Here is a 21,363-nt window from a genome sequence, read left to right on the forward strand (position 1 = left end):
CCGACAAAGGACGACATGCCGGCTGTTTGCGTGTGACGTTCAACAGTGAGAATGACCGTTTATAAAAACTTGACGTCGCGCGGCGGCGTCGTACGCTCCCCTCCGACCTCACACCGGGGCGAAACAAGAGCCGGCCCAAGGTCGGCCAGGGACAGGGGAAACGTCATGAAGGCTTCGCGCGCGACGCCGATCGCTTTGCGTCTCCAGTTGGCCATGGGCGCGTCACTGATCGCGCTGGGCGCGGGCGGTCAGGCCTGGGCGCAGGAGGGCGCCGAGGTCGGGGAGGTGATCGTCACCGGGTCCCGTATCGTGCGGGACGGCTTCGATGCGCCCACGCCGGTGACGGTGGTCGATCGCGACCAGCTCACCGCCTCCACCCCCACCAGCATCCCCGACGCGCTCAACAAGCTGCCTCAGTTCCAGCGCTCATCGACGCCGGCCAGCGCCGGCCCGTCGGCCAACGCCAACGCCGGCGGCAACTACCTGAACCTGCGGGCGCTCGGCGTCTCGCGCACGCTGGTGCTGCTTGACGGCCGCCGGAGCGTGCCTTCGAACAGTTCGAGCGCCACGGACGTGAACCTCATCCCGCAGGCGCTCGTGCAGCGGGTGGACATCGTGACCGGGGGGGCGTCGGCCGCCTACGGCTCCGACGCCGTCGCCGGCGTGGTGAACTTCGTCCTCGACACCCAGTACGAGGGCCTCAAGGGCGAGCTCCAGGGCGGCATCTCCCGCTACGAGGACGACAAGTCCTACAAGGTGAACCTCACCGGCGGCCGCAAGCTGCTGGATGGGCGGGCCCATATCGTGGCGTCCGGCGAGTTCGCCAAGCGGGACGGGTTCCAGTACGCCCATGGTCGTGACTGGATCGAGGCGAGCTGGGGTCCGATCAACACGCCGAGTGGCGTTCCGACGACCTTCATCACGCGTGACGCGGCGATTTCCACCGGCACCTACGGGGGGCTGGTCACCAGCGGGCCGTTCGCCAACCAGCAGTTCCTGCCGGGCGGCGTGCTGGCGCCCTACGACCGGGGCACGGGGACGACGACCTCGTTCCAGATCGGGGGCGACGGGGTCCAGGACGTGGCGGGCCTGCCCACCAGCCTGACCTATGGGACCTTCTTCACCCACGCCACCTTCGACGTCTCGGACACGCTGCAGCTGTTCGCCGAGGGCACCTACGGCCAGTCGATCACCCAGTTCATCAGCACCAATCCGAACACCACCGCCGGCAACGCCTTCACGATCTATGCGGACAACGCCTTCCTGCCCGCGGCGCTGCGTGCGCAGCTGCTGGCGACGAACACGCCGTCCTTCCGCCTCGGCCGCATTGATCGTGACTTCGGCCGCGCCAACTTCCACGTGCGGAACCTGAGCTACAACTTCGTGACCGGCCTCAAGGCCGACCTGTTCGACGGATGGCAGGCCTCCGCCTACTACGAGCACGGCGAGACCATCCAGCGGATCCAGACCCGTTCCAACACGATCTACGAGAACGCCTACCGGGCGGCCGACGCCGTTGTCGGGCCGGGCGGCCAGATCGTCTGCCGCTCGACCCTGACCACGCCAAGCGACGGGTGCGTGCCCGTCAACCTGTTCGGCGACGGCGCGCCGTCCCAGGCCGCGCGCGATTACATCACCGGCACGTCCTACTCGAAGCAGACCGTGAAACAGGATGTGCTCGCGGCCCAGATCTCCGGCGAGCCGTTCGCCCTGCCGGCGGGGCCGGTGTCCCTGGCCGCCGGCGCCGAGTACCGGAAGGTCAGCACGCGTCAGATCAGCGACTCGATCTCCCAGTCGCGGATTTCCGCCACCAACATACGCGGCCTGCCTGCGACCTTGGACGGCGTGCTGGGCGGCTTCATCCTGACGAATCCGCAGCCCAGCCGCGGTTCGTATGACATCAAGGAGGTCTTCGCCGAGACGGTCGTCCCGCTGCTGCGCGATCAGGCATTCGCCCATTCCCTCGAGCTGAACGCCGCGATCCGCTACACGGACTACAGCATCAGCGGGGGGGTCACGACCTGGAAGGTCGGCGGCACCTGGGAGCCCATTCCGGACCTGCGGCTGCGGGCCACGCGTTCACGCGACATCCGCGCCGCAAACTTCGGTGAACTGTTCGCCGGCACGACCCAGAGCCAGGGACAGTTGCGGGACCCGCAGCAGGGGAATGCCCTGGTCCGCTTCTTCAATCGTCGCCAGGGCAATCCGAACCTTGATCCGGAACGCGCGGACACCACGACGGCGGGCTTCGTCTACCGCCCGTCCTGGTTCGAAGGCTTCAGCTTCGCCGTCGACGCCTACAAGATCAGCATCGACGATGCGATCTCGCTGCCCACGCCGCAGGATGTCGTCAACGCCTGCGCGGCCGGTTCGACCGAGCAGTGCGCGCTGGTCAGCCGCACCGCCGCCGGCGCCATCCAGGCGGTGCTGACGCCCTTCCAGAACGCCGCTTCCGTGAAGCAGGACGGCGTGGACGTCGAGATCGCCTATCGCCGCGACCTGTTCGACGGGGCTTTCGGGGCGCGCCTGTTGGCCAGCACCATCGGGCGCAATGAGACCACGCTCGCGGGCGCGGCGCCCGTCGATCGCGCCGGCGATCTGGGCAATAGCGTCGCCACGATCACCAACGGCACGCCGCGCTGGACCGGCGCGCTGGCGCTCTCCTGGCAGCGCGGCCCCCTCGAGCTCTTCCTGCAGGAGCGGTACGTCTCCAAGGGGTACTACGACCACAGGCTGCAGGAAGGCGCGCAGATCAACGACAATACGATCCCGGCCGTCTTCTATACTGACGTCACCGCGAAGTATGACTTCGAGGTGCGTGGTCGCGAGCTTGAGGCCTTCGTCACGATCAACAACCTGTTCGACAAGGATCCGCCGCCGGCCCCAAGCGTCACCACGGCGACCTTCTATCCGACGAACAACTTCATCTATGACCTGAGCGGCCGCTACTACACGGTTGGCCTGCGGTTCGACTTCTGATGCGCGCGGCTGGCCGCCTCGCGGTCGTTCTCGGCCTGTTCGGGGGCGTGGCCGCGCACGCGGCCGAGCCCCTGTCGCTGCCGCCTCCGGCGGTGGTGACGCCGCCGCCGGCCGGGAAGGGGCTGGTCGATCAGACCGACCCGAGCCTTCCCGCCGGCTATGTGGAGGAGGAATTCGTCGTCAGCGGCGAAGGCCGTATCTTCGGTTACGACGAGGCCGGTGAAGCCAGGGTCATCAAGGATCGCGAGCCGTGGTCGACGAGGGTCATCGTGCGCCGCCCCGCCGATCCTCGCAGGTTCAGCGGCTGGGCGTTCGTCGAACCCATGCATCCCGAGCTTGGCCGTTCCTTCGCCTGGCGCGCCAGCGAAGACTACTTCGCCCGCCGCGGCGACGTCTGGATCGGGATCACCACGACCCGCAACCTGATCCTCTACGGCGAGGGCGACCCGATCGCGAAGCTGAAGCGGACTGATCCTGTCCGCTACGCGTGGCTCGGCATGGGAAGCGGCGGCCGGGAGGGGGGACTGAACTGGGACGTGATCGCCTCGGTGGGGCGGCTCGCCAAGGCGGGAGACCTGACCGGGCCGCTGCGGGTCCGAAAGACGATGATCGGCGGCTGGTCCGGATCTGGCGCGCTTACCCTCTTCTTCGCCAACACCTTCCATGCCCGGGAGCGGCTCCCCGGCGGCGATCCAATCTTCGACGCGGTGCTCCTCGGCGAGCCGGGCTGGTACCCGCGGATCAATGCCGACAGTGGCGACCTGATGCCCTACGATGTGCGACAGCGGCCCGCCCGGCTGGACGTGCCGGTGATCAGCGTGAATTCGAGCGCGGCGATCGAGTTCGGGATGCCGTTCCGACCCCGCGCCGACAGCGACGCGCCTCAAGAGCGCTACCGCGCCTACGAGGTGGCTGGCGCAGACCACCGGGGTTCGCGCGATCCCATGGGCGGTGACCTGACGAAGCTGTGCGGCGCCGCGCAGAGCGACTTCCCGCTGCATCACTACTACTCGCTGGCGATCGAGCACCTGAAGGCCTGGTCGGACCGGAACGCCGCCCCACCGCCTTCGCAGCCGATCGTCATCGACCGCTACGGCTATGTGGTGAAGGACGCCGCGGGCAACGCGAGCGGCGGCCTCCGCTCCACGCGCCTCGATGTGCCGGTGGCGCGCTACTACCAGACCCACGAGGCCCCGAAGGTAGCTTGCCGCGGCGGCGGACGTATGGACCCGTTCCCCCGCGACGAGCTCGTCCGCCGCTACCGAGACCACCAGGGATACTTGGCGCAGGTGCGGACCCGGGCGGCGGCCCTGGTCCGGGAGGGCCGACTGCTTCGAGAGGACGCCGCCGAGGTGATCGCCGAGGCCGAAACCTTCCGCGGCTTCGACGCTGCGCAGCGCCGCGCCCGCTGATCTGCACATGCTGCGGACCCTGGACCTCGCCGTCATACCTCCGGAGGACGAGGCTCTGCGCCAGCCGGTGCGGGCCTTCCTGGCCGAGCGCCTGGACGGCGTGCCAGCCGCCCGGCGGGCCCGGACCTGGATGGGCTTCGATGCGGATTTCACCCGGGCTCTGGCGGAGAAGGGCTGGGTCGGACTGACGCTGCCAAAGGCCTTCGGCGGCGGAGGCCGCAGTCCTTTCGCGCGGTTCGTGCTGATCGAGGAACTGCTGGCCGCGGGCGCGCCGGTCGCGGCCCACTGGATCGCCGAGCGACAGAGCGCGCCCCTGATCCTGCGGTTCGGTACCGAGGCGCAGAAGCGCCGCATCGTGCCCGCGGTGTGCCGGGGGGAGGCCTTCTTCTGCATCGGGATGAGTGAGCCGAACGCCGGCTCCGATCTTGCCAGCGTGCGCACCCGCGCCGAGCGGACCGGTGACGGCTGGCGGCTATCCGGAACCAAACTGTGGACCACCTACGGCCACAAGGCGCACTTCATGGTCGCGCTGGTTCGGACCAGCGGGGGGGCCGAGGACCGCAGCGCCGGCCTCTCGCAGATGCTGATCGACATGCGAACGCCCGGCGTAACGGCGCGGGCGATCCGTGACCTCGCCGGGGACGAACATTTCTCCGAGGTGCACTTCGACGATGTCCTGCTGCCCGAGGACGCCCTGATAGGGCGGGAGGGCGCCGGCTGGGAGCAGGTGAACGCGGAGCTCGCCTTCGAGCGATCCGGACCAGAGCGGATCTACTCCTCCACGGTGCTGGTGGACGCCTGGCTGACCTACGTGCGGGGCCGGGGCAGTCTCACCGAGGCCGAGGGCATCATCGCCGGGCGGCTCCTGGCCGAGCTGTCGACCCTTCGGAACATGTCGCTTTCGGTCACGGCCATGCTGGCGCGGGGCGCGAGCCCGGTCGTGGAGGCGTCCATCGTGAAGGATCTGGGGACCGGGTTCGAGCAATCCATTCCCGCGCTCATTGGCGACCATCTGGCGGGCGAGCCGGAGGGAGGCGTTCCGGGCGAGTTGCTCGCAACTCTGGAGTATGTGTCGGCGATGTGCCCGACCTTCTCCCTGCGCGGTGGGACGCGCGAAATCCTGCGCGGCATCATCGCGCGCGGGCTGGGGCTGAGGTGAGGCCCATGGACCTGCTCGCCGACCAGTTCTCCCGTCTGCTCGACAGCCTTCCCACCGACAATCCATGGCCCACATTGGAGGCGTCAGGTTTCCTGGATCTCTTGAAGCCGGAGACTGACGGCGGCGCCGGCCTACCGCTCGAGGCGCTCTTCCCGCTCGCCCTCGAGCTTGGCGGACGGCCGGAACCGCCGCCGATCTTGCGGGAGATAGCGGCTCGCGCCCCCGGCGACCCAACCCGGGCGCTGTGGGCGACCCTCGCCGCTGGCGAGATGGCGGGGGCGATGCTGGCCATCCAGGCGTTGACCGTCGAGTACGCGCTGACGCGCAAGCAGTTCGGCCGCGAGATCGGCCGTTTCCAAGCTGTCCAGCACCAGATCGCCGTGATGGCCCAGGAGGTGCTGGCGGCCCGCATGGCGGCTCAGGCGGCCTTCCTGGGCCCGGCGCCCGAGGTGAGCGAGCACCGCGCCGGTGTCGCGAAACTGCGCTGCTGCCAAGCCGCGCGGAGCGTGTCGGCCATCGCCCATGCGGTTCACGGCGCCATCGGGGTGAGTGAAGAGTACGCCCTGCACCCTCTGACCCGCCGCCTGCGCCAACTGGCCCTGGCGCACGGGGGCGAGGGCTGGTGGGCGGCTCGGCTGGGGGCGTGGGCGCTATCTGAGAGCTCCGACCTCACCACGCTCGCCCGTAAGCTTTGACTGTCCTGACCTGCCGAACACCATCTGCTGGAGCCGCCCTATGCCTTCCAAACTCCGCCGCGCCGCCATCGTCAGTCCGATCCGCACCGCGGTTGGCAAGTACCTGGGCGCGCTCTCGTCTGTCACCGCCGGCGACCTTGGCGCAACAGTCATCCGGGCTCTGGTGGACCGCAGCGGCGTGGATCCGGAGCGGATCGACGACGTCATCTTCGCCCAGGGCTACGGCAACGGTGAGGCGCCCTGCATCGCCCGCTGGTCAGCGCTGGCGGCCGACCTGCCGATCAAGGTCCCGGGCTACCAGCTCGACCGCCGCTGCGGCAGCGGCCTGCAGGCGGTGGTGGACGCCGCCATGATGATCCAGACCGGCGCGGCCGACGTGGTGATCGCCGGTGGCTGCGAGAGCATGAGCAACGCCGAGTACTACACCCTCGATATGCGCAAGGGCGCGCGAGCGGGGTCGGTGACCATGCACGACCGGCTGGCCCGCGGCCGGGTAATGTCGCAGCCGATCTCGCGGTTCGGGGTGATCACTGGCATGATCGAGACGGCCGAGAACCTGGCCCGCGACTACGGCATCAGCCGCGAGGAATGCGACGAATACGCCCTGATGAGCCACCGCCGCGCCGCCGACGCCTGGGCCACGGGCAAGTTCGACGACGAACTCGTGCCCGTCGTCACGCCGCAGAGGAAGGGCGACCCGGTGGTGTTCGACCGCGACGAGGGCGTGCGCGGCGATGTCACCCTGGAGAGCCTGGCCAAGCTGCCGGCGATCGAGAAGGGCGGCGTGGTCACGGCGGGCAATGCGAGCCAGCAGAACGACGCCGGCGCCGCCTGCCTGGTGGTCGCCGAGGACAGGCTCGCGGAGCTGGGCCTGGAGCCGATGGGCTGGTTCGTAGGCTGGGCCGCGGCCGGCTGCGACCCGGCGCGGATGGGCATTGGCCCGGTTCCGGCGGTGGAGCGGCTGTTCGCGCGCACCGGCCTCGGCTGGGGCGACATCGACCTTGTGGAGCTCAACGAGGCCTTTGCGCCCCAGGTGCTGGCGGTCCTGAAGGGCTGGGGCTGGGACGACCGCGACCGCCTCAACGTCAACGGCTCGGGGATCTCGCTTGGCCATCCCATAGGCGCGACCGGCGGCCGGATCCTCGCAAACCTGCTGCGCGAGCTGCACCGCCGGGACGGTCGATATGGCCTCGAGACCATGTGCATCGGCGGCGGCCAGGGCATCGCGGCGGTCTTCGAGCGCGCCTAAATGTCGCAAGAGGTTGTCCGGGTCCGGGTGCGTCCGGCTCCGCCGCTCCTGTTCAGCGCCTTCCAAAGGCCAGCAGTGGCGCCATGTCGTGGCCGTCCGCGGCCTGAAGCGCGCGGACGTAAGCCTTCCTGGTCTCCGCAGCCTCGACGAGACTGGCGCCGCCCCAGGTGAAGCGCCGCTGGCGCAGCTCGACGGCGAGGGCGTCCGCGGCCAGCCGCGCATGGCGGCCGTTGCCGTTCGGGAAGGGGTGGATGGCCACAAGCCGGTGGTGGAAGCGAAGCGCGATCTCGTCCGGCCCGAAGGTTCTATGCTCAACCCAGTAGCGGACGTCGTCCAGCAGTTGGTGGAGCGCCACCTCGATCTGGTGAGCCGGGACCCCGATATTGCGCTCGGTCTGGCGGGGCTTGCCGGCCCACTTCCAGACGCGTCGCAACATCCGGCGGTGCAGGGTCATGAGGACGTCCACGTCGAGGATGCTCCCGCGGCGACGGGTGAAGGCCCATTCGTCCGCCTCGGCGATGTTTTCCTGCTCGGCGGCGTTCAACTCGGCTCGTGTGGTGATGTAGGTGGGTATCAGCCCTTCCCGCTCCGCAGGGGTAAGGGGCGTGTTGGCGTCGTCGTCCGCATCGAACAGCGGGTCGATCAACGCGCGTCGTCCCACAGCCGCCGCAGCTTGCCGCGAAGAAGGTCGTCGATCATCAGGTCTCTCTGGCGCCTGAGATCGGGTCCGGTGACCTCCTGGTTCTCAAGCCGCATGGTGTGACCCATGCGGGCCAGCCTCGCATCGGTGATGTCTTCCGCGCGTTGGCGCAGGATTTCGGCCAGCGGCCGGCGAGGGACAAGGGCGTAGACGAGTTCGCAGTCCAGGGCCTCGGCGGCTCGGCGCAGGTTCGCCAGCGCGATGGTCTCCTCGGCTTCGCCTTTCTCGTACGCAACGACCTGTGGCTGGCTGACACCCAGCCTCGCGGCATACTGCCGGGTGCTCATCCCCAGGGCGTCGCGCACGGCGCGGATCCACCCGTGCGGGGGCTTTGCTGAAGGCCAGGCCCTCAGGGGATCAAGGCGTCTGTCGAGCGCCCGAGCGGCGCGGTCGGTGGCGGCCATAAGTCATACCCTATCAGACAGCCCTGTCCTGATAACCTATGTACGATCAAAACGCAATGAAATGATAGGCTATAAGCAATCGAGACAACCCTGGACGATAGTGTCTGACTTATCGGAGGGGGGCAGCGCGGCCGCCCTGCGCCTGGAGGAGGCCAGCGGAGGCGTCGTTCTCCGTGGCGTCTGCGCTGCGCGCCCTCACCATTCCGCGCCCGGGCGCGGAAAGGTCCGCTGGCGGCCTGCCTCCGGGAACCTCATCGGGGCCGGACGGCCATTTCGGCTGTCGCGCGTTGATCAGACGTCGCACGTAATTGGGTGACACTCACCGTCCCGCCGCAACCACGTTGTCCGCCCTGAATGACGGATAGACCGCTCCTGCTCCTGGCCGAGGACGAGGCGCTCGTTGGCGTCCGAGGAGCACCGCGGCCGTGCCGACAACGCCTTCCTCGATGCACAGCGCGCTTACGGCTTGGCGGGTCACGCCCCGCAACCGGTCCAGCCGGGGCGTTGCGGCCGGATGCCCCTGATCCGCCGGTGCGTGGATCCGCGTGGCGAGGATTGCAGTATCATCGCCCCTCTGGTCGGGTCAAAAGGGTGAGGCGATGCCGCAGAAGGGCTCGGAAGGGGCCCCGCCGGCGCCGGCGATGTGGCGGCGGCTGGCGGACTGGCAGAGCAGCCAGGCGGAGCGCCTGTTCCCCGGCTACTTCGCCCTGGTCATGGCCACCGGCATCATCGCCAACACCCTCTACCTTGAAGGACACCGCGGGCTCTCTGACCTGCTCTTTGGCCTGGGCGGCGCGGCCTTTCCCTGGCTCCTGCTCCTGACTGCAGTGCGCGCGGCCCGCTTCGCCCCCGCGATGTGGGCCGACCTGACCAACCCGGGGCTGGTCTTCTCCTTCTTCACCCTCGTCGCCGCCGCCGACGTCCTGGGGCTCGGGATGAACCTGCGCGGCTTCCCGCACGCCGCCTTCGCGCTCTGGCTCTTCGCCCTGCTGGTCTGGTTCGGACTGATCTATCTCAGCTTCGCCGTGCTGACCTTCCTCAACACCGCCCATGGGGCCAATGTGGTCCACGGCGGCTGGCTGATCGCCATCGTCGGCACGGAGTCACTGGTCATCCTCGGCGCCGCGGTGGCGCCCCATCAGGGGAGCCTGGCGCCTTCGCTCTTCGTCCTGATCCACATGCTCTGGGGCGTCGGCCTCGGGCTCTACGGGATCTTCATCACCCTGTTCGCCTACCGGATCTTCTTCGTCGACGTGGGGCCCGACGACATCACGCCGCTGCTCTGGGTGGTGATGGGCGCGGCGGCGATCAGCACGAATGCGGGCTCGATGCTGATCCTCACCGACAGTGGCGTGCCGTTCCTAGTCTCCATGAGGCCGTTCATCGACGGCGTGACGCTCATCATGTGGGCATGGGCGACCTGGTGGATTCCGCTCCTGGTGCTGTTCGGGATCTGGAAGCACGGGGTGCGGAGGGTTCCGCTACGCTACACGCCCATGCTCTGGAGCCTGGTGTTCCCGCTCGGCATGTACGCCCTGGCCAGCCTGCGCCTGTCGCTGGCGGCCGAGTTCGCCCCCCTCCACGCCGTGGCCGTCACCATGGTCTGGGTCGCGCTCGCGGCCTGGGCGCTGACGGCGCTCGGACTGGCGCGGCGGGTCTGGCTCGACGTGCGCGGCGTCCTGGGGGCGGGGGTAGGCCCGCGCCGCGCCGCCTAGGCGGCGCCCGTACGGCAGACGCAGGTAAGGCTGAGCCGGGTGGCTCCACAAGGCGGGTGGACTCGGCACAACAGATCGTAATACGATATAAGTTCAGGTGCGGCCCTCCCCCGGGCGACCGCGCCTGGCGAGGGCCCGACGCGGCGCGCCGTACGCCGGGTCGGGCCCTGCTGGAGTCGCCGCGCCAGAGGAGCGTCCATGATCCCGCTGCCAGACCTTCCCTATGCCCATGGAGCGCTCGAGCCGGTGATCTCGGAAGCCACCATGCGGCTTCACCATGGCAGGCATCACGCGCGGTACGTCGAGGTGGTGAACGGATTGATCGCCGGCGACGGCCATCCCGCCACCTCCCTCGAGGCGCTGATCCGCCAGGCCGCCCTGGCGGGCGAGCGGAAGCTGTTCAACAACGCCGCCCAGGCCTGGAACCACGCCTTCTTCTGGCGATGCATGACGCCGGAATCCCGGCCGCCGGTGGGCGGCCTGGCCGGGGCGATCGTCGAGCAGTTCGGCGGTCTCGCCGAGCTTGGCGAGGTGTTCGTCGGGGAGGGCGCGACCCACTTTGGCTCAGGGTGGGTCTGGCTGGCGGCCCAGGACGGGCGGCTCCAGGTCCTCTCGACGCACGACGCCGACACCCTCGTCACGCGGGACCTCATTCCCCTGCTGGTCTGCGACCTGTGGGAGCACGCCTACTATCTCGACCATCGTCAGGACCGGGGCGGCTTCCTGCAGGCCTGGTGGGACCGCCTCCCCAACTGGTCATTCGCTCAGGGGCAGTTTGACGCCGACCGCGGCGAGGGCGTCGGCTGGCGTCACCCGCTCATGGCGGAAGCGCCGCGGGAGGTGGCCTCGTCTCTCGAGGAGGCGGCCGACGAGCTCTCGTCCCTGCTGGAGGCCTGGGTCGAGCCGGGCAGCGTGCAGGAGCATCGGGTGAATGAGCTTCTGGACCTGCTGGCGGCGGAGCAGGAGGGCGGGCTGGTCCGGTCACGGACCGCGCGCCCCGCCGCCCGGCGCGCAGCATCTGCCGCGGAAGACCCGGCCTCTGCGCCAGGAGCCTAGGCCGATGGTCGACCCCGTCGGAAGCGCCGAGGCTTACGAGCGGCGACGTCGGTTGGCGCCGGGCCATCCGGCCGGGGTGACCGAGGAGATGATCCGCGAGCTGGTGCACGCCTTCTACGCCCAGGTGCGCCGGGACCCAGCCCTCGGCCCGATCTTCAATCGGGTGGTGGAGGACTGGGACGCCCACCTCGCCAAGCTCTGCGACTTCTGGTCCTCGGTCACCCTGATGACCGGGCGGTTCAAGGGCGCGCCCATGGCCGTTCACGCGCGGCTGCCCGAGATCCGTCCCACCCACTTCGCCCGCTGGCTGCACCTGTTCCGCCAGACGGCGCAGGCGGTCTGTCCGCCTGAGGCGGCGGCGCTGTTCATCGCCAAGGCCGACATCATCGGCGAGAGCCTGCAGCTCGGGATCGCGGCGAACCGCCGAGAAACCCTCAGGGTCGGCTCAGCCGGCAGCGGCTGCTGACGCCGCGGCGGCGCGGCCGGCCGCCTACGTTGAAAATATCGCAATACGATACTAAATTGGCGATGCAGGAGGCTCGATGGCCATGCACGGCAGGATGGACTGGCAAACGGCGAATGGCTCCCCCAAGCCGGACGCGGCGCGGCGCGAATGGATGCGGCGCCCCGGGGAAAGCTGGTATCGCCCCCCTACCCCGGCCGCCGCGCCGGGGGAGGCGGGGCCGGCGCCCCACGCCACAGCCGAGCATCTGCTCGTGGCGGCGAGCCGGGTGGCAGGGGCGTCCGTCTACACGACCGACGGCCGGCGTATGGGTCGGATCGCTGAGATCGCCCTGGACGAGGCGACCGGCGATGTCGCCTTCGTCGTCGTGGTCGGCGGCGGATTCCTGGGGATCGGTGAGCACGTGGCGCGCGTGCCATGGTCGGCCCTGACCTATGCGCGAGGCCGCGGTGGCTATGTGGCCGAGCTGCCCGACGCGGATCCTGATGACCGGGCTGGAGCGCGCAACGGCGTCAGCTTCGGGGAGCCGGCGGACCGCGGCGGCTGGGCCCCCGGCGCCTAACGCGGGAAGCAGACGTGGAGGACGCAATGCCTGACCCGAGCCCGGAAACCGGCGCCATCCGGGCGCACCTGTTCAAGCGCCGGGGTGGAAACCTCTACTGCCTCAGCCAGGACCAGCAGGGACGCGGCATACCGGCCGATCCCGAAGGCGCGCCGTGGCGGTACATCCGACCGGTTGAGCTGCGTCCCAGAGAGCTGAGGCCCGCCCTCGACGCCGACGCGGCGATCGCCGACCTCAGCCAGCGCGGCTACCACTTCCTGCACGGCTGGTATCACCAGCAGTAGCGGGGCCGATGGCCGGGCCTAGCTGGAGGCCAGCCCGCCGCCCAGCGCCTGTTCGGCGCTCTCGATGTTCCGCTCATGCGCGGCTAGCATCGCCAGCAGGACCGCATGGAGGCGGTCGTCCCGGACCCGCGGCAGGAGCTCGCGCAGCCTACGCACCACCCAGGCCTGGCCGCGGTTGACGAAGGCCAGCCGCGCGTCCCAGCCGCGGATGGCCATGGCCTTGCCGTAGAAGTCGCCGATCTGGTCGGACGCCTCGGCGGGCAGGGCGGCCAAGCCGTCCACCAGCGCCCTGCACCAGCGCACCTCGTCCGCCCGGATCACCTTCGCGAGCGCCTTGCGCGCCGCGTCCGGGGCTTCCGCCACCAGGCTGGCCGCCACCTGGGCGCCGGCCCGCTCGGCCTCCAGCAGGGTGTTGAGCTCGCGGGCCAGCTCCACGCGGTCGGCGAAGCCCATATAGAGGTCCGGCGCTTCGGCCGCGTAGCAGACCGGGGAGGCGACCTCTGGCGGGGGCTCGCGTCCCAGCGCGGCCCGGACCTCGGCGGCGATCTCGCGCACCCGCTCGCCCGCCGGGACGATGCGGTCGATGCGCGCGGCGCCTTCGCCGGCGTAAAGGGCCATGGCCTCCAGGTCACCGGTCATGGAGCGCAGCGGCGAGTCCGTGCTGAAGAGGTGGATCGGCCGGGGGCCCTCGGCGCCGATCGCCTGCGGCGGGCCGGCGAACGGGTCGCCGCGCTCGCCGCGGGTTACGCTGTTGGGCAGGACGCGGACATAGGCGCCCGGCGGCCAGTTCCGGTGGAAGGCCTGGGTGTGGACCGTCTCGCCGTCCGCCTCCAGGATGCGCTGCTTGTGGTAGGGGTGGGCGAAGGATTCCTCGGTCGCCAGGAAGGCGGTGCCGAACACTCCGCCCTGCGCGCCGGCCGCCAGCACCTCGGCGAGGTCGAGGCCGTCGGCCAGGCCGCCGGCGGCCAGCACCGGGACCTTGACTGCGCCCAGCACCTGGGCGAGCAGCGCGCGCCGGGGCGTGAGGCCGCGGACATGACCTCCGGCCTCTACGCCCTGAGCGATGAGGATCTGGGCGCCGGCGGCTTCGGCCGCCGCGGCCTCCGCCGCCGAGCCCACCTGGCAGACGACGAGGACGCCGGCGCGGCGGAGCCGCAGCACCGCGTCGCGGTGAAGGTCCCAGAACAGCGCCACCGAATGGACCTGGGCCTCCAGGCAGGCGGCAAGCTCCGCCTCGAAGAGCGTCGGGTCGGTGGCGGCGGGGATGAGGTTCACGCCGAACGGCCGGCCGGTCCGGGCGCGGACCGCGGCGATCTCGGTCCGGATCAGCCGGGGGCTTTCCCGGACCATGCCGAGGAAGCCGAAGCCGCCGGCCTCGCTGACCGCGGCCACGAGCTCGGAGCGCGCCACGCCGCCCATGCCGGCGAGGACGACCGGCAGGTCGCAGCCGAGCAGCTCGCAGGCGGGCGTGCGCAGATCCATCGCCCGTGAAATAGATCGCAAGACGATATAACACAAGGGCTCGGGGGCATGGAACGAAGGCGTCCCTTTGAGCGTTATATCGGTATCCGATATAAGATGGCGGGCGCGCGCGGCGGATCAGCCGCATCGTCTGTTTCAGCCCAAGGGAGGCGGGAGATGGCGAGCACACGATCGTCCTGGACCTCGGGAGACGCTCGGCTCGGGCCGGACGCCGAACGCGCGATCGTGGTCGCCCCGGTCCAGGGCGGCTGGCGCGTCACCGCCGGCGCCTGCGAGGCCCTGATGTTCCTGTCCGGCGGTTGCGCCGAGCGCCAGGCCCGCATCCTGGCGACCCGCTTCGCCGACCTGGGCTATGACGCCCGCATCGAGATCCACGATCGCAACGACGCCGTCGCGGGCGACCTCCGCTACCGGGGCGCGCCGCGCCGGGACCGAAAGTTCTTGGCCCGCTCCTGAAGGTGCGGGCGTCCACCGGCCTGCGGGCCGTTCACCTGAAAGGCGCCGCCGATGCAAGACGCACAATCCTGGCTTCCCACCCTGAAAACCGCCACGCCACAGGCCGGCTACGAGCTGGCGGTGAAGCTCTCACGGATGGCCGTCAAGCTGACCCAGCCGTCGGCCGAGGTCCGTGAGCAGCTGCGGGCGGGATACGAGCGCGACGCCGCCGAACTGATCGAGATCGCCCATGTGGTGGCGGTGAATTTCCAGACCGTCGCGGCCGCCAACGGCTACTGGGCGGACCACGGGACCTAGGGCCCGGCGCTCGTGGCCGCACGCCGCCTCCAGCGCGGCGCGCGGCCCTTGCTCCTCAATGCGGCTTGTCGGCGATGACCAGAGGCAGTTCCTCGAACTGGTGGAACGGCGGCGGGGAGGGGAGCGTCCACTCCAGGGTCGTGGCGCCCTCGCCCCACGGATTGGCCACCCCACGGCGGCGGCGGACCAGGGCCTCTATCAGGACGAGCACGAAGAAGCCCATGCTCACCGCCATGATCACGTAGCCGACGGACGAGACCTTGTTCCAGAAGGCGAAGGCGTCGGGATAGTCCACGTATCGGCGCGGCATGCCCTGTAGCCCGAGGAAGTGTTGCGGGAAGAAGATGATGTTGGTGCCGACGAAGAAGATCCAGAAGTGCAGGTTACCGAGGATCTCGTTGTACTTCACCCCCGTGACCTTCTCGAACCAGTAGTAGAAGGCGGCGAAGATGCTGAACACGGCGCCCAGCGACAGCACGTAATGGAGGTGCGCGACCACATAGTAGGTGTCGTGGACGCTCTGGTCGAAGGCGGCGGAGGCCACCACGACCCCGGTGACCCCGCCGACGACGAAGACGAAGATGAAGCCGAGCGCCCAGAGCATCGGCGTCCGGAACGAGATCGAGCCGCCCCACATGGTGGCGATCCAGGAGAAGACCTTGATGCCGGTCGGGACGGCGATGATCATCGACCCCGCCTGGAAGTAGGCGCTGAGGCCCACGTTCATGCCGACGGTGAACATGTGGTGGGCCCAGACCACCGAGCCCAGCACGCCGATCGCGACCATGGCCATGACCATCCCAAGGTAGCCGAACACCGGCTTGGCGGAGAAGGTCGCCACCACGTGGCTGATGATGCCGAACCCCGGCAGGATCATGATGTAGACCTCCGGGTGGCCGAAGAACCAGAACAGGTGCTGGTACATGATCGGGTCGCCGCCCCCGGCCGCGTCGAAGAAATGGGTGGCGAAGTTCCGGTCGGTCAGCAGCATGGTGATCGCGCCCGCCAGCACCGGCAGGGTCAGCAGCAGGAGCAGGGCCGTCACCAGCACCGACCAGGCGAACAGCGGCATGCGCATGAGGGTCATGCCGGGCGCGCGCATGTTGAAGATGGTGGTGATGAAGTTGATCGCGCCGAGAATCGAGGACGCGCCGGCCAGGTGGATCGACAGGATCACGAGGTCGACTGAAGGGCCGGGGTGACCGGTGGTCGAGAGGCTGGGATAGAGCGTCCAGCCGGTCCCCGCGCCGATGCCCGGGCCGCCGTCCACGAACAGCGAGGTGATCATCAGTACGAAGGACGCCACCAGCAGCCAGAACGAGACGTTGTTCATCCGCGGGAAGGCCATGTCCGGCGCGCCGATCATCAGCGGCACGAAGTAGTTGCCGAAGGCGCCCATCTGGGCGGGCATGATGGTGAAGAAGATCATGATCAGGGCGTGGGCGGTCACGGTGACGTTGAAGCCGTGCTTGCCCTGCAGGATGCCCAGCTGGGAGAGCCAGGACCCCTCCGCGAACAGCTGGACGCCGGGCTCGTAGAGCTCCCAGCGCATCAACCCCGAGAGGGCGCCGCCGAGCACGCCGGCGACGATCGCCAGGATCATGTAGAGGACGCCGATGTCCTTGTGGTTCGTGGAGAAGAACCATCGGATGAAGAAGGGCGGCGGCTGGCCGGTCTGGTGTCCGGCGCCGGGAGCGTGAGCGGTCTCGGACATGGGGTCAGCGCTGCTCGCCGGAGCCCATCGCCAGCAGGAACTGGAACAGGTTCAGGAAATTGATGAAGAGGGCGAGCGCGCCGAAGTTGCTGGCCACGTCGAGCGCAACCTCGTCCCCGGCCAGCTGCTCGTAGACCCGCCTGAGACGCTGGGTGTCGAAGGCGATCAGGCCCGCGAACACGAAGGCCCCCACCGCGTTGGTGACGAACGCCAGGGCCGGGCTGTGCAGCACCAGGTTCAGAACGAGCGCGCCGACCAGCCCGGCCAAGCCGACGGTCAGGAAGGCGCCGAAGCTCGTGAGTTCGCGGCGGGTGGTGTAGCCGACGAGGCTGAGCGCGCCGAAGGCGGCGGCGCTGATCGCGAAGGTCGTGGCGACGGAGAGCCCGGTGAAGCTGAGGACCAGGACCCCCATGGCCGCGCCGAACAGCGAGACCACGGTCCAGTAGACGGCGCCGGTGCTGAACGCCGTCGCGCGCCTTAGGGGGCGCGATGACAACAGCAGCACCAGGATCGGGGCGATGGCCACGCAGCCGCCGAGGAAGGTCAGGTGATAGGCGCCCGCGCCGCCCTCCGGCGCCGCCCGGAACAGCAGGTCGCGCAGGATGGGGACGTTGGCGGTGGCGTAGGCGAGGGCGCCCGCCAGGGCCAGGCCGAGCGCCACCTTGTTGTAGATGGCGATCATGTAGCGTCGCAGGCCTGGGTCGACGCCGACCTCGGCCGTGGCCGGCGTGTGGGGGAAGGTGTCCTCGATGTCGCGCATGGCAACCCCTCGTGCTCGCGGCGAGGCGACGCCCCGCCATCTGCTCGCGCCCCGCGCAAGGCTCCGGGCCGCTCGACCGAGCATATATATCGGACTACGATACAAGCAACCGCAAATTCGCGGGTGACGAGGCGGGCGCTTGTTGAGCTATCAAGGCGCTCCGAACTGAGAGGAGGGGCCGATGAAGGCTTCATCGCGCCGCAAGGTCAAACCCACCACCCTGACCCGCGCGGACTACGAGGCGCTGGCGTCGTTCCGCTACGCGGTGCGCCGCTACCTGTCGTTCGCGGAAGCCGGCGCCCGGTCCGTAGGTTTGACCTCGCAGCAGCACCAGGCGCTGCTGGCGATCAAGGCGCAGTCGCTGAGCCGGCCGGTCTCCGTGGGCGATCTCGCCGGACAACTGCTGCTGAAGCACCATAGCGCGGTCGAGCTGGTCGGGCGCCTGGAGAAGGCGGGTTTCACCGAGAGGGCGCCCGACGCTGAGGATCGCCGTCGCGTGCTCATCTCCCTGACCGCGAAGGGCGAGGGCGTTCTCGAGGCCCTTTCAGCCAACAACCTGCGGGAGCTGCGGCTGGTCGCCCCCGCCTTCTCCGGACTCCTCGGCCAACTCGAGGAGCTTGACTCGGAATAGGCGACATATATCGCATCACGATAGACATGCGCGTATCGTAGTGCGATGTTTTCCTGCGCTCCGGCCGGCTTGCGCCGGGCGGCCCGGATCTCCGGCCGCTTCGAGGAGCCGGGAGATCGCCGATGGCCTCCGCCGCAGAGCAGCTGGTCGCCAACCTCAACCTGGACGCATTCCGCAGCGCCAAGGAGCTGCACCAGCGGATCTGGTTCACCCTGGGCGCCATGGTCGTCTACCGCCTGGGGACCTACATCCCGGTTCCGGGGATCGACCCGGCCGCCTTCCAGCGCGCCTTCCAGGGGCAGGCCGACGGCATCCTGGGGATGTTCAACACCTTCTCCGGCGGGGCCGTCGAGCGCATGGCGATCTTCGCGCTCAACGTCATGCCCTACATCTCGGCCTCGATCATCGTGCAGCTCATGGGGACGTTTTACGCCCCTTGGGAGAAGCTGCGGAAGGAAGGCGGCGAAGCGGGCCGAAAGACCCTGAACCAGTACACCCGCTACCTGACGGTGGTGCTGTCGGTGTTCCAGTCCTTTGGGATCGCCATGGGCCTGTCCCAGAGCCCCGGGCTGGTCGAGGCGCCAGGGATGTTCTTCACGCTGTCGACCGTGGTGACGCTCACCGGCGGCTCGATGTTCCTGATGTGGCTTGGCGAGCAGATCACGGCGCGGGGCATCGGGAACGGGGTCAGCCTGATCATCTTCGCCGGGATCGTCGCGGTGCTGCCGAAAACGATCGCCCAGATGATGAGCCTCATGGAGCTGGGCACCCTGTCGGTGGCCGGCGTCCTAGTCATCGCAGGCCTGGCCTTCGCCCTCGTGGTGATGATCGTCTTCATGGAGCGCTCGCAGCGAAGGCTGCTGACCCAGTATCCCCGCCGCAACCAGGGCGGGCTGGCGTTCGGCGGCGAGTCGTCCTTCCTGCCCCTGAAGGTGAACACCTCGGGCGTGATGGCGCCGATCTTCGCCTCCAGCCTGCTGATGCTGCCCGCGACCGCCGTGGGTCTGCTGGCCGCGACGGAGCTCCCGGCCTGGCTGGACTGGCTGCCGGCGGTCTCCGGCAGCCTGCAGAGCGGCCGCCCGCTGTTCATGGTCCTGTATGGGGGGCTGATCGTCTTCTTCTGCTTCTTCTACACCTCGGTGATGTTCAATCCGGTCGAGGTGGCCGACAACCTGCGCAAGTATGGCGGTTTCCTGCCCGGCCTGCGCCCGGGGCGACAGACCGCGGAATACCTGGACTTCGTGATGAGCCGGATCACCGTCATCGGTGCGGTCTACATCACGGCCGTCTGCCTGCTGCCGGAGGCCCTCATCGGCTACTACGGCATGACCTTCTACCTCGGCGGGACCTCGCTGCTGATCGTCGTGAGCGTCACCATGGACATGGTCACCGCCATCCAGAGCCACCTGGTGGGCCACCAGTACGAGAGCCTGGTCCGCAAGACGCGCCTGCGCGGCGGGGCGCGACGGGACGAGGCCCGCGCCGCGCTCATATGAAGGGCAGGGTCAGCTAGGGATTGTAGTAGATCGCCAGCCGGTCCTGCCAGGCGCTGTCGGACGCGCCCACCCGCCTGAGCTCCTCGGGCGTAATCGGCGGGCCTGCCGTGAGGTCGGCTCTCTCCGCCGGCGCCGCATAGCCTCCGCGGGCCGCGTCGTAGCGCAGCAGGTTCCAGGGCGCGGGACACACCCTGCTCAGGAGGCCCAGGTCGCCCTCGACGGAGATCAGCGCATAGACGATCCGGCCGGTGCGCTTGTCGATCGAGAGGTCGAAGATCCGGCCGCAGCGTTCGCCCGACGCGCTGAACACCGGAGCCTGCGTCACCCCGCTGGCCCGGATGATCCGGTGTCCGGCCGGGCCGTCCGGCGGTCCATCCCCGGCGGCCTCGCCGTGGGCCACCCAGCCGATCATGTCACGGAACAGTCTCAAGGGCGCCTCCTGCGGCGGCGGTCAGAAATATCGTAACGCGATATAAAGCCGCACGCAGCGGTTTCTTTCCATCACGAACCGGTGGCCTGGTCCTTGTCCGCAGCCGTGGACGCCGTCGCCGGCGGACCCTCCGCTTGGGCCGGATAGAAGACCCCGTCGCGGCGCGGCTCGGCCCCGGGAGTGAGCCGTGCGGGCTCCACATGCCCCGGCCCAAGGATGTGCAGGACCTGTTCTCCTGCCGCGAGCAGATAGTCGGCGATGATCCGGCGGTGACAGCGCCACCAGACCGCCTCCGCGCACATGATGGCGGTGCGCTGGACGGCCCCGACGTCGCGGAGTTCCCGCAGCCCCTCGGCGAAGCGTTCGCCCAGCGCGTAGTCGGCGTAGTTGCGGAAGCTGCGGACCCGCCACAGGCCGTTGGGCGAGGGATCTACGCCCCACTGGCGCCCGCGAAGGCCGCCGAGCTCCGGGATGGCGCGGTAGCCGATCTGGAACGGGGCGAGGCTCTCCGCCAGCACGTCGCCGTTGAACTGGGGATTGGCCCGGGAGCGGGGCATGCTGCGCACATCGATCACCAGCCGGACCTGGGACTCCTGGAGCAGGGCGACGAAGCCGGACGTGGTCCGGTTCGAATGGCCGATCGTGAAGAAGGGAAGGGTCATGGTTCAGCCGCCGCCTGACCGCGGGCTCCGCTTTGCCGCCGCCTGTTCAAGACGCCCGCCCTGTGGGGATGCCAGGATCCCGAGGATGACGCGGGGTCCCACCCGTCACGAGCAGGGTTCAGCTCGCCTCGAGAGCGGGCGCCCCGGGGGTGGCGACCACGAACTCGCCGCGCCCGCCCTGGGTCGCGAAACGGTCGGCGAGTAAGCCGACCGCCAATACGACCAGGACCAGCACGAGGTAGACGGCGAGGCGCTGCATGGGGTCTCCTGGAAACGGTCGAGCCACGGGACGGAACTGACCGCCGGCGCGTTCAGGACGAACCCGGCGGCCAGCGGGCGAAACGCATCGTAGCGCGATGTGGTCCCGCGGGCCGGTCACGGGATCGCGAGGGCGTCTGGCGACGCAGGCAGGAGTGCTTCTCGAAATCCCCTTCGACGAGATCGCTCTTTGTCGAGGGTGGGCGAAAACGGCGATCTCGCGAGGCGACGGGAGCGCCGGCTCGGGGCGCCGAGGCTGGCGCCCCGTGGCGCCGCCCGTGAGCGTCTCATGGGTCAGGCGGCCTTTCGGCCTCTTCCTCCGCCTCACCTTCCAGACCCAGTTCCGGATGATCGCGGATCAGGCGTGCGCGGTCGCCGGCCATCCGATCCCAGGTTGCCGCCATCTCCAGCAGCTGCGCTGGAGCCTCCCCGTCCAGGCTCGCAGCGAGGGTGCGGCATTGGCGGGCGTGCTGCCGGTATTCCGAGGCCTTCTTCATAC

Annotated in this window: 23 protein-coding genes; 14 read left to right on the plus strand and 9 right to left on the minus strand. The window is 69.4% G+C overall.

The features are described 5' to 3' along the window. Window positions 1-165: 165 nt before the first annotated feature. The 5 genes from V7Z97_RS12435 to V7Z97_RS12455 are packed head-to-tail and all read left to right on the plus strand — an operon-like array spanning window position 166 to window position 7,494. Complete coding sequence (locus V7Z97_RS12435; protein ID WP_334163745.1) at window positions 166-2,979, plus strand: TonB-dependent receptor plug domain-containing protein; 2,814 nt, start codon at window positions 166-168, stop codon at window positions 2,977-2,979. Then, a complete protein-coding gene (locus tag V7Z97_RS12440; protein WP_334163746.1) occupies window positions 2,979-4,391 on the plus strand; it encodes an alpha/beta hydrolase domain-containing protein in 1,413 nt (470 codons plus the stop codon). Before V7Z97_RS12435 ends, V7Z97_RS12440 begins: the two co-directional genes overlap by 1 nt. Window positions 4,392-4,398: 7 nt before the next feature. Continuing rightward, a complete protein-coding gene (locus V7Z97_RS12445; protein ID WP_334163747.1) occupies window positions 4,399-5,550 on the plus strand; it encodes an acyl-CoA dehydrogenase family protein in 1,152 nt (383 codons plus the stop codon). Between the two features lie 5 nt (window positions 5,551-5,555). Next, window positions 5,556-6,245 (plus strand): acyl-CoA dehydrogenase family protein, encoded by a 690-nt coding sequence (locus tag V7Z97_RS12450; RefSeq protein ID WP_334163748.1) that lies wholly within the window; start codon window positions 5,556-5,558, stop codon window positions 6,243-6,245. A 40-nt stretch (window positions 6,246-6,285) separates the two neighbouring features. After that, complete coding sequence (locus tag V7Z97_RS12455; RefSeq protein WP_334163749.1) at window positions 6,286-7,494, plus strand: acetyl-CoA C-acetyltransferase; 1,209 nt, start codon at window positions 6,286-6,288, stop codon at window positions 7,492-7,494. Between the two features lie 52 nt (window positions 7,495-7,546). On the opposite strand, the gene V7Z97_RS12460 is transcribed toward V7Z97_RS12455, so the two are convergent. After that, entirely contained in the window at window positions 7,547-8,140 is a 594-nt protein-coding gene (locus tag V7Z97_RS12460; RefSeq protein WP_334163750.1) for a mobile mystery protein B, read from the minus strand. Next, window positions 8,137-8,598 carry a mobile mystery protein A gene (locus V7Z97_RS12465; RefSeq protein ID WP_334163751.1) on the minus strand — a complete coding sequence of 154 codons (462 nt, stop codon included), beginning with the start codon at window positions 8,596-8,598 and terminating at the stop codon, window positions 8,137-8,139. Before V7Z97_RS12465 ends, V7Z97_RS12460 begins: the two co-directional genes overlap by 4 nt. Window positions 8,599-9,197: 599 nt before the next feature. Between V7Z97_RS12465 and V7Z97_RS12470 the strand changes: the two genes are divergently transcribed. The 5 genes from V7Z97_RS12470 (at window position 9,198) to V7Z97_RS12490 (ending at window position 12,678) form a co-directional block, all read left to right on the plus strand. Continuing rightward, window positions 9,198-10,313, plus strand: coding sequence for a tellurite resistance/C4-dicarboxylate transporter family protein (locus V7Z97_RS12470; RefSeq protein ID WP_334163752.1), 1,116 nt, complete (start codon window positions 9,198-9,200; stop codon window positions 10,311-10,313). 198 nt (window positions 10,314-10,511) lie between these two features. Next, complete coding sequence (locus V7Z97_RS12475; RefSeq protein WP_334163753.1) at window positions 10,512-11,369, plus strand: superoxide dismutase; 858 nt, start codon at window positions 10,512-10,514, stop codon at window positions 11,367-11,369. Between the two features lie 4 nt (window positions 11,370-11,373). Continuing rightward, entirely contained in the window at window positions 11,374-11,835 is a 462-nt protein-coding gene (locus V7Z97_RS12480) for a group III truncated hemoglobin (RefSeq protein ID WP_334163754.1), read from the plus strand. A gap of 82 nt (window positions 11,836-11,917) precedes the next feature. After that, window positions 11,918-12,394: a PRC-barrel domain-containing protein gene (locus V7Z97_RS12485; RefSeq protein WP_334163755.1), complete on the plus strand. Its 477-nt coding sequence runs from the start codon at window positions 11,918-11,920 to the stop codon at window positions 12,392-12,394. Window positions 12,395-12,420: 26 nt separating this feature from the next. After that, complete coding sequence (locus V7Z97_RS12490) at window positions 12,421-12,678, plus strand: hypothetical protein (protein WP_334163756.1); 258 nt, start codon at window positions 12,421-12,423, stop codon at window positions 12,676-12,678. An 18-nt stretch (window positions 12,679-12,696) separates the two neighbouring features. Here the strand turns inward: V7Z97_RS12490 and V7Z97_RS12495 are convergent, their stop codons facing one another. Then, entirely contained in the window at window positions 12,697-14,160 is a 1,464-nt protein-coding gene (locus V7Z97_RS12495) for a nitronate monooxygenase (protein WP_334163757.1), read from the minus strand. A 156-nt stretch (window positions 14,161-14,316) separates the two neighbouring features. On the opposite strand from V7Z97_RS12495, the gene V7Z97_RS12500 reads away from it, so the two are divergent. Then, window positions 14,317-14,616, plus strand: a complete 300-nt coding sequence (locus V7Z97_RS12500; RefSeq protein ID WP_334163758.1) for a hypothetical protein — start codon at window positions 14,317-14,319, stop codon at window positions 14,614-14,616. Between the two features lie 51 nt (window positions 14,617-14,667). Beyond that, the gene (locus tag V7Z97_RS12505) at window positions 14,668-14,913 is read left to right on the plus strand and encodes a hexameric tyrosine-coordinated heme protein (RefSeq protein ID WP_334163759.1); all 246 of its coding nucleotides are present in this window, start codon (window positions 14,668-14,670) and stop codon (window positions 14,911-14,913) included. A gap of 55 nt (window positions 14,914-14,968) precedes the next feature. Here V7Z97_RS12505 and ctaD read toward each other — a convergent pair whose 3' ends face one another. Further along, window positions 14,969-16,627 carry a cytochrome c oxidase subunit I gene (ctaD, locus tag V7Z97_RS12510; protein ID WP_334163760.1) on the minus strand — a complete coding sequence of 553 codons (1,659 nt, stop codon included), beginning with the start codon at window positions 16,625-16,627 and terminating at the stop codon, window positions 14,969-14,971. A gap of 4 nt (window positions 16,628-16,631) precedes the next feature. Further along, the gene (locus V7Z97_RS12515) at window positions 16,632-17,387 is read right to left on the minus strand and encodes a Bax inhibitor-1/YccA family protein (RefSeq protein WP_334163761.1); all 756 of its coding nucleotides are present in this window, start codon (window positions 17,385-17,387) and stop codon (window positions 16,632-16,634) included. Window positions 17,388-17,568: 181 nt separating this feature from the next. On the opposite strand from V7Z97_RS12515, the gene V7Z97_RS12520 reads away from it, so the two are divergent. Beyond that, window positions 17,569-18,018, plus strand: coding sequence for a MarR family winged helix-turn-helix transcriptional regulator (locus V7Z97_RS12520; protein WP_334163762.1), 450 nt, complete (start codon window positions 17,569-17,571; stop codon window positions 18,016-18,018). Between the two features lie 122 nt (window positions 18,019-18,140). Further along, window positions 18,141-19,514, plus strand: coding sequence for a preprotein translocase subunit SecY (gene secY / locus V7Z97_RS12525; protein WP_334163763.1), 1,374 nt, complete (start codon window positions 18,141-18,143; stop codon window positions 19,512-19,514). Window positions 19,515-19,527: 13 nt separating this feature from the next. Here the strand turns inward: secY and V7Z97_RS12530 are convergent, their stop codons facing one another. From V7Z97_RS12530 to V7Z97_RS12545, 4 genes are all read right to left on the minus strand, one after another. Beyond that, a complete protein-coding gene (locus V7Z97_RS12530) occupies window positions 19,528-19,944 on the minus strand; it encodes a PRC-barrel domain-containing protein (protein ID WP_334163764.1) in 417 nt (138 codons plus the stop codon). Between the two features lie 71 nt (window positions 19,945-20,015). Next, window positions 20,016-20,606, minus strand: coding sequence for a DUF488 domain-containing protein (locus V7Z97_RS12535; protein WP_334163765.1), 591 nt, complete (start codon window positions 20,604-20,606; stop codon window positions 20,016-20,018). A gap of 118 nt (window positions 20,607-20,724) precedes the next feature. After that, window positions 20,725-20,865 carry a hypothetical protein gene (locus V7Z97_RS12540; RefSeq protein ID WP_334163766.1) on the minus strand — a complete coding sequence of 47 codons (141 nt, stop codon included), beginning with the start codon at window positions 20,863-20,865 and terminating at the stop codon, window positions 20,725-20,727. Window positions 20,866-21,151: 286 nt separating this feature from the next. Beyond that, a complete protein-coding gene (locus V7Z97_RS12545) occupies window positions 21,152-21,361 on the minus strand; it encodes a hypothetical protein (RefSeq protein WP_334163767.1) in 210 nt (69 codons plus the stop codon). Between the last annotated feature and the right edge of the window lie 2 nt (window positions 21,362-21,363).

This window comes from Phenylobacterium sp. (assembly GCF_036821595.1).
In the GTDB taxonomy this organism is placed as follows: Bacteria; Pseudomonadota; Alphaproteobacteria; order Caulobacterales; family Caulobacteraceae; genus Phenylobacterium.